Below are 15,817 nucleotides of genomic sequence, written 5' to 3'. Positions count from 1 at the left end.
GAATCTTCGACTGACCGGGAGCCGCAATATTTAAGGCGTCAGGTAACGAACCAAAAAATATAAGTTCGCTGGTGCTATCGGCGTCAAAGAATGCTATTTATTCGCCGACAAATATACATTTGTTCACGTTTCATTAAGTTATATAACATATACCTAATGGCTATTAATAAATAATTATTGATAGGTGAAAACGGGGTGGTGGTTGTTTACAGCACGGAAAGCCTGACGCCAGGGCGCGAGAGAAAGGGCCACCTCAGCATGCCGAAATGGCCGCCAGAGGGCTATTGCGAATCGTCCGAATCCGCCATGACGGCGGTTAAAAACCGCCCAAACAATTCACACAATGAATGGTAACCGCGTAAATGAGGCGCATTCCACACTCTGAGCACAGGCAGTCCGCGTGATATCCCCTGCAGAAATAAATCTCTAATGCGTTGTTTTTAAATCAAAAAATAGAGAAAGGTTCATTTCCCCATTATCAAACCGCCATAAAAATGTGATCTAAATCGCACTTTTTGCCACGCGCGTTATAGTTAGCAGGCTTATTATAAGTCCATCGAAAGCAAACACGCTTTCCACCATAAAAGTTAAAAGGACAAACACCATGAAAAACGTAAAATTACTCGCCGCTGCCGGTATGCTCTCCCTGGTCTCTTTCGCTAGCTTCGCTCATCCGGTGAGCGTAACAGCAGATACCCTGGACAGCGCAGAAGCGAAAATCGCGACCATTGCGAAAGAACAAGGCGCTTCCTACCACATCACCGAAGCGTACACCGGCAACCAGGTCCATATGACCGCCGAGCTCTCTAAATAAGCGAATGGTTGCAGAGGGAGCTGCCGGACAGGCCGCCTGCGGGCGGCTGGTCTGGCTCCCGCCGCCTACCCCGCACACAGCAATGTCGAGCCCCGTTATGGGGCTTTTTTCGTTTTTGCCCCCGCCGCCTGGCGCGCCAGCGCGCGCTGAATAGACAATACGCTCGCCAGCACCACGATCAGCCCGACCAGCGCCATCCCCTGGATCGTTTGTCCAAGGAAAATCCACCCCAGCACCACGGCGGTCACCGGGCTCAGCAGGCTCATTGCCGACACCGCCACCGGCGAGAGGCGGCCAATCCCCCGGAACCACAGGCCATAGGCCAGCATGGCGCCCGCCACGCACAGCCACAGATAGCCGGCCGCCTGCAGCGCAGTCACCTGATGCAAAGGGGGGTCAACGATCAGCGCCACTGGCGCCAGCACCACCCCGCCGATCGCCAGCTGCCAGCCGGTTAACGCGACGATCGGCAGGGAGAGCGCCCAGCGGCGGGAGAGCCAGGTGCCCAGCGCCATACTGATCGCCCCGAGAAACGCCGCGCCGATGCCCAGCGGGTCGAGGACGGTGCGCGGCGACAGCAGCAGCATGGCCATACCGAGTATGCCGGCAAGGGCTGAGAATACCGCCAGCCAGGGCGAGCGCTGCCGGTCTACGCACCAGGCAAGAAGCATCACCAGCAGCGGCTGGATCGCGCCAATCACTGCCGCCAGCCCGCCGGGTAAGCGATAAGCGGCGATAAACAACAGCGCCTGAAACGCGCCAATATTTAAGATGCCGGTAACGATAAGCTTTAGCCATTCGCCGCGCTGCGGAAAGCGGCGGCTCCAGATCAGCAGGGCGATACCTGCCGGCAACACCCTCAGCAGTGCGGCAATAAACGGCCGGTCAGGGGGAAGAAACTGGGAGGTGACGATGTAGGTCGTCCCCCAGATAGCGGGCGCCAGCGCCGTGAGCAGCAGGTCGAGCATCAGACTACGCGAGAGAAAAGCCATGATTTTATCTTCACTTCAAGTTAAATTGGTGCCTCAAGTATGTACCCGCAATTATCTTGATATCAAGACAAGTGAGCACTCATGGACAAATCACCGCCGATCGACGCCGTTGATCGGATTCTCGCCCAGTGGCAACGGGAGCGGCCGGATCTCGACTGCAGCCCAATGGGGCCGATTGGCCGTCTGAAACGGTGCGCCATGCTGCTGGAGCCGCAGGTGGAAGTCGCTTTTACGCGCCACGAACTGGTGCGCTGGGAGTTTGACATGCTGGCGACGCTGCGCCGCGCCGGGGCGCCGTTCATTCTTTCGCCGACCCAGCTCTTCTCCACGCTGATGATCACTTCCGGCACCATGACCCATCGCCTGAAGGCGCTGGAGAAACGCGGGTTTATTACCCGCCTGCCCAATCCGGAAGACGCCCGCAGTATGCTGGTCGCCCTGACGCCCGCCGGACGTGAGCGCATCGATGAGGCGGTGGAGACCCATGTCGATAATGAACGGCAGCTGCTGGCGGGGCTCAGCGATGGCGAGCGCCAGCAGCTGGATCAGGCGCTGCGGATATTGATGCGCCTGCTGGAAAGCCGTTAACAGCCCGCGGCGATAAAGTCGCCGTTAGCGCTGATCGGCACCACGGTGAAAAACAACCCGGCGGCAAAGAGGATCAGCGCCAGCCCGCCGAGGATCTTCACCAGCGGCACCAGCCAGGGCCGCGGACGGCTGGTCGCCGTCAGCCGGTTGACGGTACGGTGACGGGCATAGTGCACCGCCAGCGACAGACCGAGGATCGAGAGCGCGGTGCCCAGCGCCATGGTCATCACCGCGGCGATGCCCCAGCTGACGATCCCCAGCGCGTTGGCGAACAGCAGGATCATAATCGCTCCGCTGCAGGGCCGGGCGCCGATAGCCAGCACCACGCCCAGGCGTGTCTTCCAGTCGGCGCCCTGCAGGTCCTGCCCCACGCCGTGGTGCCCGCAGCCGCACGCGGCATCATGCTGATGCGCCGGCCTCAGGGCGCGTATCCTTGTTTTACCCGGCCGCAGGCTTTGCAGCGCGCGACAGATAACGTAAACCCCAAAGGCGGCGATGGTCAGGGCGCTGATCTTCTCGACGTACCAGCGGCTGGCGCTGAGATCGCCGGCGGCCAGATTCAGCCCCACCGCGAGAATATAGACAAACAGGATGGCGCTCACGCCCTGCAGCAGGCTGCCGAGAAAAGGCACCACCCGCGCCGCGGTCAGGCTCTCCTGGTTGGTGCTCAGGTAAGTGGTGACGATAAACTTACCGTGGCCCGGTCCGATAGCGTGCAGCACGCCGTAAAGAAATGCGCCCACCAGCAGCCAGACGCCGCCGCTGTACTGATGGTTGTTCAACAGCAAAAGGTACATCACCAGATAGCGATGCAGGGTAATTTGCGTGGCGAGGCACCACTGGAGAAAGTCGCTCCAGTGGCTGTGCAAGGTGACGCCGGCGGCCAGCAGAAGAAGGCCGCCGCTCCCGGCGACCAGCAGGCGCCAGTCGCGCTGCGCAATCGGAATCATCATCGTTATGCCATGGTGAAAAGAGATGAACCACCGGACGACAATCTCATGCCCGGCGAACAATAGTGCCTGTTTTCAAGGATGGATGATTTGTCGGCGTTTTTCTCGTCAATGCTCGAGGTCACAAGGCTCCGCATTATTAGCATCAGCGGGCTCCTGTACCTACCCTCTGCCCTATCTTTGCACAAAGCACTTTACTCTCTTCAGCATACCACAGACGTTTGTTTTTAATGCTGGCCCCCTGAATAACATATAAGAGCAGTCGTTACACGCCTAAAAACCGATAAAAATAAATCAGTTATCGCTATCCTGGCACTTTATGTACTTTATCATCTGCGCATCAGGCACGAATATTCATTAACTGCTATTTATTTAATACATGCATTAACAGGACCACTCCGATGAAAAGATGCTTACTCGCCCTGGCGTGCGTCGCGCTGCTGACGCCCTCGCTTTCGGCGCAGGCGACCTGGCGCAGCGACCAGCGCCAGGACGCCCGCGATATCCGCCAGGATAGCCGCGAGCAGGGCCGTGAAACCAAGCAAGAGTGCGTCAGCAACAACAATCAAAGCAACGCCAGCTGCCGTCACGATAAGCGGGAAAACCGCCGCGAAGGTCGTCAGGAAGCCCGCGACGAAAAATGGTAAGTCAGCCTGCTCCGGCGAATGTCAGATCGAGGTCTTCTGCCACCGGAGCCTTTCACTCCGCCTGTGACGCCGGACCGTCGCGTCCAGCCCTGCCTGCTCTTTATTCTTAGCTTGCTGCAGAATATTACCCGCAACCGGTCCGCAGTCCATGGCTACTAATACCCGCAGCCTGATATCACCGCTACCGCCGATTACCGCCCGCTGCTACCCCTGCACTATTAAGATTAAGCTCAACCCTTTAAATAAGACGTAAAGTGCCCTTACAGAGACAATGGCTATTATCCCCAGGCTTTTTGCAGTATGGTTTAATCACTGTTGTAGTTTTGCAGTGAATGCTATCCAGACGGTTCAAGGTTGTATTCTGTCTGAGAAATTACTCATGCCATTCCCGTCGCTGAGATACGGGCGGCCGGCTGGCTGACGCCGTGCCGCCCCGACAGCCGGGAAATAAATCATGACGGCATTGATGGCCGCCTTGCCGTGGCCGGAAGCCAGTGCCTTCATCATCACGTGGGCATCATCAAGAGGATCAGGGATGTACAGGACGTGGAAACCTCCAGGAAAGATTCGCCAGTTCAACCAGCTAACCCTTTCTTTACCCTTCAGCATGCGGCGTCTTATCGCAGGGGATGGCGATAGCCCATGATACTGCGCGCACCCGTAGCAAATAAAAACGTTATCAGCACGCTGTTTAAAAATAAAAAGGCAGTCGCATTTAACAATGACCTGACGCAGGCCTGGAAAGCGTAATATTTGCCTGCCATAAAAGGGAACACCATGACGAATAACGCCGATATTAAAAAAAGGAACTTCCTGACTCAGAATGAAATCGAGTCGCTACTAAAAGCCGCCGATAGCGGTCCCTACGCCGCACGTAATTATTGCCTGACGCTGCTGTGCTTCATCCATGGTCTGCGCGCCAGCGAGATCTGTCGCCTGCGAATATCCGATATCGACCTTGCTTCCCGCTGCGTTTATATCCATCGGCTAAAAAAGGGGTTCTCGACCACCCACCCTTTGCTGAATAAAGAGATCCACGCCCTAAAGCGCTGGCTGGCCATTCGCAACACCTGGCCGCAGGCCGCCAGCGAGTGGCTGTTTCTCTCCCGCAAAGGCAATCCCCTTTCCCGCCAGCAGTTCTATCAGATTATCGCCTCTTCTGGCGACCAGGCGGGATTGCCGCTGGAGATCCACCCGCACATGCTGCGTCACTCGTGTGGCTTTGCGTTGGCCAATATGGGTATCGATACCCGCCTGATCCAGGACTATCTCGGACACCGCAATATTCGCCATACCGTCTGGTATACCGCCAGCAACGCGGGACGCTTCTATGGTATCTGGGACAATACGCGCGACAAACAGCGCCTGTCGATGCTTCAGTAAGCCTGACGCCACGGATGGCGTTGTACCGCGTTGCGGGGAAATTAAATATCAATAAATTAACCCTCGGTTAATTATGATTACTGTTCCCGCAAGTTCTTATTTAATCCTGCGGTCACCTCGTTCAATTAACCCTGCATAAATTCCGGTTTTGCCGTGACTATTTATTGTTGGCTAAAATCCATCCCGCTATTTTTAAAATCTATCGTTTGAAAAAAAACCTTTTATTTTATGCACATGCTATGAAACCCGAGCAGATCTATTGTGACCTTGCTTAAAATCTCTAAAATTAAGAATTATCGCCAGGCGATATTTTGACTGGCTGTAAATATAATATGCTATCTATGCGTGGTTAATCGCCTTCACCTTGTACCGTTCTCGCATTACGGATCTTTTCCGTCATGGCGTATGGTTTCGCCATGACGACCCCTCACATCTTTTTCAGGAGCAACTATTGTGAACCGACGTCGTTTTCTTACCGCCAAAGAAGTTCAGGCTATGATGCAGGCCGCACGTCAGGGCGCCACCGGCGAGCGGGACTACTGCCTCATCCTGCTCGCCTTTCGCCACGGGATGCGCATCAGCGAACTGCTGGATCTGCACTATCACGATCTGGATCTACGGGAAGGCCGGGTCAATGTGCGGCGGTTGAAGAACGGTTTTTCGACTATTCACCCGCTGCGCTTTGATGAACGTGAGGCCATTGAGCGCTGGAGTCAGGTCCGCGCCGGCTGGAAAGCGGCGGCCAAAACCGACGCGCTGTTTATCTCCCGTCGCGGTACCCCGCTCTCACGCCAGCAGGCATATCGTATTATTCGCGCCGCCGGGGAAAAGGCAGGTACCGTAACGCAGACCCACCCCCATATGCTGCGTCACGCCTGCGGCTACGAACTGGCGGAAAGAGGGACAGATACCCGTTTGATCCAGGATTATCTCGGTCATCGTAATATTCGACACACGGTACGCTACACCGCCAGCAATGCGGCGCGTTTTGCCGGAATATGGGAAAGAAATAATCTTATTGGAGAAAACAATGCGGAAGCGGGAATTGATACAACCGATTGAATTTAATTAAAAAAATAAACCGTGAACAGGTCAATTGGGGCCAAACTGTTTATATCATAAAAATGTTTTGACATATTTTGCAACTCACCACGCCATATTTCTGCAAAAAAATTCATAATCATCTGATTTTAAATCATTTTTAAAACATCAATTACGCACTTTTCTCACCCTGACCTCCCGGGGCATCGACGCGCCTTCGCCAGCGGCATCGCTCTTCCTTTCGCACTCCGCCAACAACCACAGATGAAATATCCATATAAACAACATTTATCAGAACTTAACACCAGAAAACAAGCGTAATTAAACGGAAATCAGTTCGTTTATCTCAACGAGTCAAAATGGCCCCAATTGTCTCATCGGTTGGGCGAAAACTGTGCAGAGCCGGCAGCCGGACCACTCGGCTGAAATCTGAAATGCCTGGAAGGCACAACGGCTGCCAATCCGGTTCGTTATTTCGACATCGTTCAAAGGAAAACAGTATGAAAATCAAAACACTGGCAATGATTGTTGTGTCAGCCCTGTCTCTGAGCTCCGCGGCGGCCCTGGCCGATACCACCACGGTTAACGGCGGGACCGTCCATTTTAAAGGGGAAGTCGTTAACGCGGCCTGTGCGGTGGATGCCGGCTCTATCGATCAAACCGTCCAGTTGGGCCAGGTGCGTTCCGCGAAGCTGGCCACAGCGGGGAGCACCAGTTCGTCCGTCGGTTTCAACATTCAGCTGGATGATTGCGACACCACGGTAGCAACCAAAGCGTCCGTCGCCTTCGCCGGTACGGCTATCGACAGCAGCAATACCACCGTTCTGGCGCTGCAAAACTCTGCCGCCGGCAGCGCGACCAACGTCGGCGTGCAGATCCTCGACAACACCGGCACGCCGCTGGCGCTGGACGGCGCCACCTTCAGCGCAGCCACCACCCTGAATGACGGCACCAACATCATTCCGTTCCAGGCGCGTTACTACGCCACTGGCGCCGCGACCGCCGGTATCGCGAACGCGGACGCCACCTTCAAAGTGCAGTACGAGTAAGGCAACCATCAGGCAAGGAAGCCATCCGGGCCAGGAGGGCCCGCGCTTAATTTTGCAACCGGGGTGAAACGATGCAGGGGATGAAATCGGGTCTGCTACTGCTGCTGCCTCCGCTGGCGCTGGCCGGTAATCAGTGGAACGTCACGCTGCCGGGAGGGAGCATGCGCTTTCAGGGCCTGATCATGGCCAGTTCCTGCCGCGTTGAAGCCGGCGATCGGCAGATGACGGTCAATCTGGGACAGATCAGCAGTAACCGATTTCACGACGTGGGCGAAGACAGCAACCCGATCCCTTTCGCGATTCATTTACAGGATTGCAGTACGGCGGTCAGCCAGCATGTCGGGGTGGCATTTCACGGCGTGGCTGACGGCAAAAACCCCGATGTGCTGTCGGTGGGCGAAGGCCCGGGGATCGCCAGCGGGATCGGCATTGCGCTGTTCGACAGTCAGGGCCAGCAATTGCCCCTCAATCGTCCACCGGATCGCTGGGTGCCGCTCTACCGCGGACCGACGACGCTAAATTTCGTCGCCAAATATCGGGCGACCGGACGCCAGGTCACCGGCGGGGCGGCCAACGCCCAGGCCTGGTTCTCATTAACCTATCAGTAATCAACCCGCAGACCAGCAGGACAACACCGTGAGCAGGCAAGGAGATAATGTGAGAAAAACGGCAACGACGATACGCGGCATACTGACGGGATGTGCGCTTTTCGCCGCCAGCGCGTTGAGCGCCAGCGCGCACGCGGGCGTCGCGCTGGGCGCGACCCGGGTCATCTACCCGGCGGGTCAGAAACAGGTCCAGCTGGCGGTCACCAATAACGACGACAACAGCACCTGGCTTATTCAGTCATGGGTGGAAAATGCCGATGGGCAGCGAGACGGCCGGTTTGTTATCACTCCCCCCCTGTTTGCCATGCAGGGCAAAAAAGAGAACACCCTGCGCATTATCGACGCGACCAATAACCAGCTGCCGCAGGATCGGGAAAGCCTGTTCTGGATGAACGTGAAGGCCATTCCTTCAATGGATAAATCGAAGCTCAGCGACAACACCCTCCAGCTGGCGATTATCAGCCGCATCAAGCTCTACTACCGACCGGCAAAACTGGCCCTGCCCCCGGATCAGGCGCCGGACAAGCTGACCTTTAGCCGCAACGGATCGTCGCTAACGCTGACTAATCCCACCCCCTATTACCTGACGGTGACCGAACTGAACGCCGGAACGCGCATTCTGGAAAACGCCCTGGTGCCGCCGATGGGCAAAACCAGCGTCAAGCTGCCCGCGGATGCCGGCAGCACCATCACCTATCGCACCATTAACGATTACGGCGCGCTGACGCCGAAAATGAATGGCGTACTGCGTTAACTCTGGTGTGCCCCGCCGCGCGGGCCACGCTGCGCATGACCAGAAGCACTGACTGCCGGGCAACGTCGGACCGGAGGGATTATGTCACATCGAAAATATGGACTGGACCATGGGGGTCGCCCAAGCGCCCGGCGCCTGATTACGCCGGCGCTGACGCTGTGGCTCTGCTCGCAGCCGTTTGCCGCACAGGCGGACCTCTATTTTAACCCCCGCTTTTTAGCTGACGATCCGGCGGCGGTGGCAGACCTGTCGGGATTTGAAAAAGGCCAGGAGGTCCCGCCGGGCACCTATCGCGTCGATATTTACCTCAATAACGGCTATATGACTACCCGGGACGTTACTTTCCAGGCCGATGCGCAGGGCCATGGCCTGTCGCCCTGTCTGACCCGCGGCCAGCTGGCGAGCATGGGGGTGGATACCGGACGGGTGACGGGCATGGCGGCCCTGGACAGTAAGGCCTGCGTGCCGCTAACGACGCTCATCAGCGAAGCCACCACCCGCTTCGATGTCGGCCAGCAGCGCCTGTATCTCACCGTACCCCAGGCGTTTATGGGCAGCCACGCCCGCGGCTATATTCCGCCGGAGCTATGGGATAACGGCATCACCGCCGGGCTGATTAACTATAACTTCACCGGCAATAACGTTCATAACGCCACCGGGGGGAACAGCCGTTACGCCTATCTGAATCTGCAGAGCGGGCTGAACCTCGGCGCCTGGCGCCTGCGCGATAACAGCACCTGGAGTTACAGCAGCGGCGGCAGCGCCTCATCCAATGAGAACCGCTGGCAGCACGTCAACAGCTGGCTTGAGCGGGACATCATTCCCCTGCGGTCGCGGCTTACCCTCGGGGATAGCTACACCAACGGCGATGTCTTCGACGGGATCAACTTCCGCGGCGCGCAGCTGGCCTCCGATGACAATATGCTGCCGGACAGCCAGAAAGGCTTCGCGCCGGTGATCCACGGGATCGCCCGCGGCACCGCGCAGGTGTCAGTCAAACAAAACGGCTACGAAATCTACCAGAGCACGGTACCGCCGGGGCCGTTTACCATCGACGATCTCTACGCCGCGGGCAACGGCGGCGACCTGCAGGTCACCATTAAAGAAGCGGATGGCACCCGCCAGGTCTTCAGCGTGCCCTGGTCAACGGTGCCGGTGCTGCAGCGCGAAGGCCATACCCGCTTCGCCCTCTCCGCCGGGGAGTACCGCAGCGGCAACAGCCAGCAGGAAACGCCCGATTTTTTCCAAAGCACGGTCATGCATGGCCTGCCGGCCGGCTGGACCCTGTACGGCGGCGCCCAGCTGGCGGACCGCTATCGCGCCTTTAACCTCGGGGTGGGGAAAAACATGGGCTATTTCGGCGCCTTGTCGCTGGATATCACCCAGGCCAACGCCACCCTGCCTGACGACAGCGAGCATCAGGGACAGTCGGTGCGTTTTCTCTATAACAAGTCACTGGACGAGACCGGCACCAACCTGCAGCTGGTGGGCTACCGCTACTCCACCCGCGGCTACTATAACTTTGCCGATACCACCTACCGCCGGATGAGCGGCTACAGCGTGGAAACTCAGGACGGGGTTATCCAGGTGAAACCCAAATTTACCGACTACTACAATCTGGCTTACAGCAAACGCGGCAAGGTGCAGCTGAGCGTGACCCAACAGCTGGGGCGCACCGCCACCCTCTATCTGAGTGGCAGCCACCAGACTTACTGGGGCACCGACGATGCCGATGAGCAACTGCAGGCCGGCCTCAACGCCGCCGTAGACGATATCAACTGGTCGCTAAGCTACAGCCTGACGAAAAACGCCTGGCAGCAGGGACGCGATCAGATGCTGGCGGTTAACGTCAATATCCCCTTCAGCCACTGGCTGCGCTCCGATAGCCGTTCGGTCTGGCGGCACGCCAGCGCCAGCTACAGCCTGTCGCACGATCTCAATGGCCGCATGACCAATCTGGCGGGCCTGTACGGCACCCTGCTGGAAGACAACAACCTCAGCTATAGCGTGCAAACCGGCTATGCCGGCGGCGGCAACGGCGACAACGGGAGCACCGGCTATACCGCGCTCAACTACCGCGGCGGCTACGGCAACGCCAACGTCGGCTACAGCCGCAGCGATGGCTTTAAACAGCTCTACTACGGGGTCAGCGGCGGCGTGCTGGCGCACGCCAACGGCATCACCTTGAGCCAGCCGCTGAACGATACCGTGGTGCTGGTGAAAGCCCCCGGCGCCGGCGGCGTGAAGGTGGAAAACCAGACCGGGGTACGCACCGACTGGCGCGGATATGCCGTCTTGCCGTATGCCACCGAGTATCGCGAAAACCGGGTCGCGCTGGACACCAATACCCTGGCGGACAATGTCGACCTTGACGATGCGGTGGTCAGCGTGGTGCCTACCCATGGGGCGATCGTCCGCGCCAGCTTTAACGCCCAGGTGGGAATGAAGATCCTGATGACGCTGACCCATCGCGGCAAACCGGTGCCGTTTGGCGCCCTCGCCACCAGCGACAGCAACCAGAGCGGCAGCATCGTCGCGGATAACGGTCAGGTCTACCTCAGCGGGATGCCGCTGGCGGGTAAGGTGCGGGTGAAATGGGGCGATGGCCCCGACGCCCAGTGCGTGGCCGATTATCGTCTGCCGCCGAAGAGCCGGCAGCAGGCGCTCAGCCAGCTGTCCGTCGCGTGTCGCTAAGGAGATGATGATGAGAACACCGCAGTATCTGCTGGGCGCCCTGCTCACGCTGGCCGCGCCGCTGGCCTTCGCTGCCGACAGCACGATCGCCATCAGCGGCTATGTGCGCGACAACGCCTGCGCGGTGGCCGGAGAGTCGAAGGAGTTCACCGTCGATTTGCAGGACAACGCCGCGAAACAGTTTTACGCCGTCGGGGCGACGACCCCGCCGGTGCCGTTCCGTATCGTGCTGTCGCCCTGCGGCACTTCCGTCACCGCGGTGAAGGTCGGCTTCACCGGCGTGGCGGACAGCGTCAACACCAGCCTGTTAAAACTCGACGCCGGCGCCTCGGCGGCGGCGGGAATGGGGGTGGAAATTCTCGATCAGCAGCAGTCCCGGCTGCCGGTCAATGCGCCGTCGTCAGCCATGTCCTGGACCACGCTGACGCCGGGCCAGACCAACATCCTGAACTTTTACGCCCGTCTGATGGCCACTCAGGTGCCCGTCACCGCCGGGCATGTCAATGCGACAGCGACATTCACCCTGGAATTTCAGTAAGCGGAGGCTGCAATGAAATGGACCCACGTGGGCTGGCTGCTGGCCGGCCTGTTAACCGCGAGCCCTTCCCTGCGGGCGGCCGATGTCACCCTCACCGTCAACGGGAAGGTGGTGGCCAGACCCTGCACGGTCTCCACCGTCAATGCCACCGTCGAGCTGGGCGATCTTTACACCTTCAGCCTGATCGGCGCGGGCTCGGCATCGGCCTGGCACAGCGTGGCGCTGGATCTCAGCAACTGCCCCGTCGGTACCTCACGGGTGAAGGCCACCTTCAGCGGGACCGCGGACAGCACCGGCTATTACAAAAACCAGGGGACGGCAGGCAATATTCAGCTCGAACTGCAGAGCGAGGACGGCGCCACGCTGAACAACGGCAGCAGCCAGTCGGTACAGGTGGATGAGGCCAGCCAGTCCGCCCGCTTCCCGCTGCAGGTCAGGGCCCTGTCGGTCAACGGCGGCGCCACGCAAGGCACCATTCAGGCGGTGATTAACGTCACCTATACCTACGCCTGAGCCAGGAGAGCATCATGATGAAAAAAATTATCCCCCTGTTCACCACCCTGCTGCTGCTGGGCTGGTCGATAAACGCCTGGTCCTTCGCCTGCAAAACGGCCACCGGCGCGACGATCCCCATCGGCGGCGGCTCAGCCAACGTCTACGTTAACCTGACCCCGGCGGTCAACGTCGGGCAAAACCTGGTGGTCGACCTCTCCACGCAGATTTTTTGCCATAACGATTATCCGGAAACGATCACTGACTACGTGACCCTGCAGCGCGGATCCGCCTATGGCGGCGTGCTGTCGAGTTTCTCTGGCACCGTGAAATATAACGGCACCTCTTACCCCTTCCCGACCACCACGGAAACGGCACGGGTGATTTACGATTCACGAACCGATAAGCCCTGGCCCGCCGTCCTGTATCTGACGCCGGTCAGCACCGCCGGCGGGGTGGCGATCGCCGCAGGATCGTTAATCGCGGTGCTGATCCTGCATCAGACCAACAACTACAATAGCGACTCCTTCCAGTTCATCTGGAACATCTACGCCAATAACGACGTGGTGGTCCCCACCGGCGGCTGCGATGTCTCTGCCCGCGATGTCACCGTCACTCTCCCCGACTACCCGGGCTCCATGGCCGTGCCGCTCACCGTGCACTGCGCGCAGAGCCAGCAGCTGGGGTATTACCTCTCCGGCGCCACCGCGGACAGCGCCCACGCGATCTTCACGAACACCGCCTCCGCCTCGCCGGCGCAGGGGATAGGCGTCCAGCTTACCCGCAACGGCAGCGCCGTGCCGGCGAACAGCACGGTCTCGCTGGGCACCGTCGGAACCTCGCCGGTCAATCTCGGCCTGACGGCGACCTACGCCAGGACCACAGGCCAGGTCACCGCCGGTAATGTGCAGTCGATCATCGGCATTACCTTTGTCTATCAATGATGACCGATGACATCCTCTCTTCCAGCTCGCTGGCCGCCCGGGGGTTGAACCAGCGAATGCTGAACGCGGCGAAGCGGCTGGCGGGGGTAAAAAAGCGGGTGGAATATCCCCCGCATATGGCCCCTCGCTTTCCACACAGGCAGCCGCCTCGTTCATCAGCAAACTTACGGTCGGCGTTTGAACAGGCATGGGGGGAAGCGATGAGGGACTAATGACGCGGATGCGCTGGCGAGTGAAAAGCGCACCGGTTTACACCGGTGCCGGTAGGTCAGGCGCGAATATCGTCGTATTCGCGGGTGTTATCGAATTCATGTTTGGCAAACGGGCAGAGTGGAATAATCTTCCGCTGCTCCTGGCGCATTTTTTCCACCACCTTCGCCACCAGCTGTTTCCCCACGCCCTGGCCTTTCAGGCTGGGATCGACATCGGTATGTTCGATAATGCTGAGGTGTTCGCCGGTGGGAACAAAAACAATCTCCGCGACCTGGTTACCCTGCGCGTCGTTAACATAAAATTTGTTGTGCCCTTCCAGTATTTCCATCTTCTCCTCGCTTATTTATGACGATATTGCAGGGCGCCGCTCGGGCAGGTATCGATCACCTTCACCACCGTCGCGACATCCACTTCATCCGGGATGATCCACGGCTTACGCTTGAGATTGAACAGCTTCGCGCTGCCGCGCACGCAGTTCCCGGAATGCTGACAGATCGCCGTATTAAAGTAGACGTCGATTTTCTCCCCGGTGTAGGCCCGGTAGCCGGCTTCCAGTAATTCCTTATCCATGACATTGCCTCGGTCTTGTTTTATGACTTTCAGGCTAAGCATAGTCCTCCCCGTGACGGCTGACTATGCGCAAGTCGGTAATGGGCGTCAGGAGAGGGATTTGGCGCATCCTCCCGCTCTTCCGGCGCGCACGGATCCCGCAGTCAACGAACGGTTGACTTTCATTCCCGCAACGAGGCGATTACACTCATGACACACTGGTAAGAGCACTCAGGGATGTTCCATTGAATCATATTGCCACCATAGCCCGCCCGGCGCGGCTACTGCTCGTCTTGCCGCTCACCGGCTGCTCACTCTCACCAGCGATCCCGGTATTGGGCGCCGCGTTCCCCGGCTGGTTTTTCTGCTTGTTGGGCGGCGCGTTTTTACTCATCCCCTGCCATATCCTGATTACCCGTAACGGCTGGCAGCCGCGCTTTTCTCCCCTGGTCTTCAGCTATGTCGCGCTGATGTTCCTGTTCGCCACGCTGCTGTGGTTTCTGTTTTTTGTTCACTGATCGCTTATGACTACTTCCCGCACTCCCCTGTTACGCAAGAAATGGCCTCTGCTGGCGCTGGTCCTCGCCGCCATCCTGGCGCTGATCCTGGTTATCTGGCAGTTGCAAACGTCGCCGGAGACCAATGACGCCTATGTCTATGCCGATACCATCGATGTGGTGCCCGAGGTCAGCGGACGCATCGTGGAGATGCCCATCCGCGATAACCAGCGGGTGAAAAAAGGCGATCTGCTGTTCCGCATCGACCCCCGTCCCTATCAGGCGATGCTCGATGACGCGAAAGCCCGGCTGACGACCCTCGACGCGCAGATTATGCTGACCCAGCGCACCATCAAAGCGCAGGAGTATAACGCCCAGTCGGTAGCGGCCGCCGTCGAGCGCGCCAGAGCGCTGGTCAAGCAGACCACCTCCACGCGCATCCGCCTTGAACCGCTGGTGCCGCAGGGGTTTGCCTCGCAGGAAGATCTCGATCAGGCGCGCACCGCCGAGAAAGCGGCGCGGGCGGAGCTGGAAGCCACGCTGCTGCAGGCCAGACAGGCCTCAGCGGCCGTGACCGGCGTAGATGCCATGGTGGCGCAACGCGCCGGGATCCTGGCGCAAATCGCCCTCGCCGAACTGCATCTGGAATTTACCGAAGTGCGCGCGCCGTTCAACGGCGTGGTGGTGGCGCTGAAAACCACCGTCGGCCAGTACGCCTCGGCGCTGAAGCCGGTCTTCACCCTGCTGGATGACGACCGCTGGTATGTGATCGCGAACTTCCGCGAGACCGATCTGAACAACGTGCGCCCCGGCGTGGCGGCGCGGATCACCGTGATGACCAACCACAACCGGACCTTTAACGGGGTGGTGGATTCGGTCGGCTCCGGGGTCCTGCCCGAAGGCGGGAGCGTCATCGAAGGCCTGCCGCTGATCCAGAAAAGCATTAACTGGGTCCACGTCTCGCAGCGCTTCCCGGTGAAAATCGCCGTCAGCGATCCCGATCCGGCTCTGTTCCGCATGGGCGCCTCGGCCAGCGCCGTGCTGCAGCCGTAGCCGGGCGACGC

General features: G+C 58.8%; 19 protein-coding genes. 14 read left to right on the top strand and 5 right to left on the bottom strand.

Annotated features, from left to right (window positions below; translation table 11 throughout):
- The first annotated feature begins 604 nt into the window (after positions 1–604).
- Positions 605–814, top strand: coding sequence for a DUF1471 domain-containing protein (locus ABLV52_RS16420; protein WP_002916131.1), 210 nt, complete (start codon positions 605–607; stop codon positions 812–814).
- A 95-nt stretch (positions 815–909) separates the two neighbouring features.
- Here the strand turns inward: ABLV52_RS16420 and ABLV52_RS16415 are convergent, their stop codons facing one another.
- Entirely contained in the window at positions 910–1,806 is an 897-nt protein-coding gene (locus ABLV52_RS16415; RefSeq protein WP_023290933.1) for an EamA family transporter, read from the bottom strand.
- 81 nt (positions 1,807–1,887) lie between these two features.
- On the opposite strand from ABLV52_RS16415, the gene ABLV52_RS16410 reads away from it, so the two are divergent.
- The gene (locus ABLV52_RS16410) at positions 1,888–2,394 is read left to right on the top strand and encodes a MarR family transcriptional regulator (RefSeq protein ID WP_023290934.1); all 507 of its coding nucleotides are present in this window, start codon (positions 1,888–1,890) and stop codon (positions 2,392–2,394) included.
- Here the strand turns inward: ABLV52_RS16410 and ABLV52_RS16405 are convergent.
- A complete protein-coding gene (locus tag ABLV52_RS16405) occupies positions 2,391–3,347 on the bottom strand; it encodes a nickel/cobalt transporter (RefSeq protein ID WP_044524643.1) in 957 nt (318 codons plus the stop codon). The two genes, ABLV52_RS16410 and ABLV52_RS16405, sit on opposite strands and share 4 nt — an antisense overlap.
- A 398-nt stretch (positions 3,348–3,745) precedes the next feature.
- On the opposite strand from ABLV52_RS16405, the gene ABLV52_RS16400 reads away from it, so the two are divergent.
- On the top strand, positions 3,746–3,991 hold the full coding sequence (locus ABLV52_RS16400) for a hypothetical protein (RefSeq protein ID WP_023290936.1): 246 nt from the start codon (positions 3,746–3,748) through the stop codon (positions 3,989–3,991).
- Positions 3,992–4,339: 348 nt separating this feature from the next.
- Here ABLV52_RS16400 and ABLV52_RS16395 read toward each other — a convergent pair whose 3' ends face one another.
- Complete coding sequence (locus tag ABLV52_RS16395; RefSeq protein ID WP_032428979.1) at positions 4,340–4,600, bottom strand: hypothetical protein; 261 nt, start codon at positions 4,598–4,600, stop codon at positions 4,340–4,342.
- Between the two features lie 168 nt (positions 4,601–4,768).
- Between ABLV52_RS16395 and fimB the strand changes: the two genes are divergently transcribed.
- The 9 genes from fimB to ABLV52_RS16350 all read left to right on the top strand — a co-directional run bounded on the left by fimB (position 4,769) and on the right by ABLV52_RS16350 (position 13,494).
- The gene (gene fimB / locus ABLV52_RS16390; RefSeq protein ID WP_348890615.1) at positions 4,769–5,374 is read left to right on the top strand and encodes a type 1 fimbria switch DNA invertase FimB; all 606 of its coding nucleotides are present in this window, start codon (positions 4,769–4,771) and stop codon (positions 5,372–5,374) included.
- A 453-nt stretch (positions 5,375–5,827) separates the two neighbouring features.
- The gene (gene fimE / locus ABLV52_RS16385; protein WP_032454002.1) at positions 5,828–6,436 is read left to right on the top strand and encodes a type 1 fimbria switch DNA invertase FimE; all 609 of its coding nucleotides are present in this window, start codon (positions 5,828–5,830) and stop codon (positions 6,434–6,436) included.
- A 479-nt stretch (positions 6,437–6,915) separates the two neighbouring features.
- Positions 6,916–7,464: a type 1 fimbrial major subunit FimA gene (gene fimA, locus ABLV52_RS16380; RefSeq protein WP_004205364.1), complete on the top strand. Its 549-nt coding sequence runs from the start codon at positions 6,916–6,918 to the stop codon at positions 7,462–7,464.
- A 71-nt stretch (positions 7,465–7,535) separates the two neighbouring features.
- Complete coding sequence (locus ABLV52_RS16375) at positions 7,536–8,072, top strand: fimbrial protein (RefSeq protein WP_012967260.1); 537 nt, start codon at positions 7,536–7,538, stop codon at positions 8,070–8,072.
- A 79-nt stretch (positions 8,073–8,151) separates the two neighbouring features.
- Positions 8,152–8,826: a fimbria/pilus periplasmic chaperone gene (locus ABLV52_RS16370; protein ID WP_224359464.1), complete on the top strand. Its 675-nt coding sequence runs from the start codon at positions 8,152–8,154 to the stop codon at positions 8,824–8,826.
- Between the two features lie 81 nt (positions 8,827–8,907).
- Entirely contained in the window at positions 8,908–11,520 is a 2,613-nt protein-coding gene (locus ABLV52_RS16365; RefSeq protein WP_348890614.1) for a fimbrial biogenesis usher protein, read from the top strand.
- A 10-nt stretch (positions 11,521–11,530) separates the two neighbouring features.
- A complete protein-coding gene (locus ABLV52_RS16360) occupies positions 11,531–12,058 on the top strand; it encodes a fimbrial protein (protein WP_048298230.1) in 528 nt (175 codons plus the stop codon).
- A 27-nt stretch (positions 12,059–12,085) separates the two neighbouring features.
- Positions 12,086–12,571: a fimbrial protein gene (locus ABLV52_RS16355; RefSeq protein WP_072199039.1), complete on the top strand. Its 486-nt coding sequence runs from the start codon at positions 12,086–12,088 to the stop codon at positions 12,569–12,571.
- Between the two features lie 17 nt (positions 12,572–12,588).
- Positions 12,589–13,494: a fimbrial protein gene (locus ABLV52_RS16350; protein WP_032429212.1), complete on the top strand. Its 906-nt coding sequence runs from the start codon at positions 12,589–12,591 to the stop codon at positions 13,492–13,494.
- A 268-nt stretch (positions 13,495–13,762) separates the two neighbouring features.
- Here the strand turns inward: ABLV52_RS16350 and ABLV52_RS16345 are convergent, their stop codons facing one another.
- On the bottom strand, positions 13,763–14,035 hold the full coding sequence (locus tag ABLV52_RS16345; protein ID WP_002916201.1) for a GNAT family N-acetyltransferase: 273 nt from the start codon (positions 14,033–14,035) through the stop codon (positions 13,763–13,765).
- Positions 14,036–14,046: 11 nt separating this feature from the next.
- Entirely contained in the window at positions 14,047–14,277 is a 231-nt protein-coding gene (gene yjdI, locus ABLV52_RS16340) for a 4Fe-4S mono-cluster protein YjdI (RefSeq protein ID WP_004205354.1), read from the bottom strand.
- 224 nt (positions 14,278–14,501) lie between these two features.
- Between yjdI and ABLV52_RS16335 the strand changes: the two genes are divergently transcribed.
- A complete protein-coding gene (locus ABLV52_RS16335) occupies positions 14,502–14,774 on the top strand; it encodes a YtcA family lipoprotein (RefSeq protein ID WP_032454006.1) in 273 nt (90 codons plus the stop codon).
- A gap of 6 nt (positions 14,775–14,780) precedes the next feature.
- Positions 14,781–15,806: a multidrug transporter subunit MdtN gene (gene mdtN / locus ABLV52_RS16330; RefSeq protein ID WP_023290946.1), complete on the top strand. Its 1,026-nt coding sequence runs from the start codon at positions 14,781–14,783 to the stop codon at positions 15,804–15,806.
- Positions 15,807–15,817: the final 11 nt, after the last annotated feature.

This window comes from Klebsiella sp. GB_Kp056, assembly GCF_040064755.1.
In the GTDB taxonomy this organism is placed as follows: domain Bacteria; phylum Pseudomonadota; class Gammaproteobacteria; order Enterobacterales; family Enterobacteriaceae; genus Klebsiella; species Klebsiella quasipneumoniae.
This window is presented reverse-complemented; position numbering and strand designations above follow the sequence as displayed.

What these genes read in the sequence shown, in the direction of transcription:
- ABLV52_RS16410 (WP_023290934.1), top strand. Translation starts at nt 1,888, where the DNA reads ATGGACAAATCACCGCCGATCGACGCCGTTGATCGGATTCTCGCCCAG.
- ABLV52_RS16415 (WP_023290933.1), bottom strand. Translation starts at nt 1,806, where the DNA reads ATGGCTTTTCTCTCGCGTAGTCTGATGCTCGACCTGCTGCTCACGGCG.
- fimB (WP_348890615.1), top strand. Translation starts at nt 4,769, where the DNA reads ATGACGAATAACGCCGATATTAAAAAAAGGAACTTCCTGACTCAGAAT.
- ABLV52_RS16375 (WP_012967260.1), top strand. Translation starts at nt 7,536, where the DNA reads ATGCAGGGGATGAAATCGGGTCTGCTACTGCTGCTGCCTCCGCTGGCG.
- ABLV52_RS16345 (WP_002916201.1), bottom strand. Translation starts at nt 14,035, where the DNA reads ATGGAAATACTGGAAGGGCACAACAAATTTTATGTTAACGACGCGCAG.
- ABLV52_RS16350 (WP_032429212.1), top strand. Translation starts at nt 12,589, where the DNA reads ATGAAAAAAATTATCCCCCTGTTCACCACCCTGCTGCTGCTGGGCTGG.
- ABLV52_RS16365 (WP_348890614.1), top strand. Translation starts at nt 8,908, where the DNA reads ATGTCACATCGAAAATATGGACTGGACCATGGGGGTCGCCCAAGCGCC.
- ABLV52_RS16420 (WP_002916131.1), top strand. Translation starts at nt 605, where the DNA reads ATGAAAAACGTAAAATTACTCGCCGCTGCCGGTATGCTCTCCCTGGTC.
- mdtN (WP_023290946.1), top strand. Translation starts at nt 14,781, where the DNA reads ATGACTACTTCCCGCACTCCCCTGTTACGCAAGAAATGGCCTCTGCTG.
- yjdI (WP_004205354.1), bottom strand. Translation starts at nt 14,277, where the DNA reads ATGGATAAGGAATTACTGGAAGCCGGCTACCGGGCCTACACCGGGGAG.
- fimA (WP_004205364.1), top strand. Translation starts at nt 6,916, where the DNA reads ATGAAAATCAAAACACTGGCAATGATTGTTGTGTCAGCCCTGTCTCTG.
- ABLV52_RS16400 (WP_023290936.1), top strand. Translation starts at nt 3,746, where the DNA reads ATGAAAAGATGCTTACTCGCCCTGGCGTGCGTCGCGCTGCTGACGCCC.
- ABLV52_RS16360 (WP_048298230.1), top strand. Translation starts at nt 11,531, where the DNA reads ATGAGAACACCGCAGTATCTGCTGGGCGCCCTGCTCACGCTGGCCGCG.
- ABLV52_RS16405 (WP_044524643.1), bottom strand. Translation starts at nt 3,347, where the DNA reads ATGATGATTCCGATTGCGCAGCGCGACTGGCGCCTGCTGGTCGCCGGG.
- ABLV52_RS16395 (WP_032428979.1), bottom strand. Translation starts at nt 4,600, where the DNA reads ATGCTGAAGGGTAAAGAAAGGGTTAGCTGGTTGAACTGGCGAATCTTT.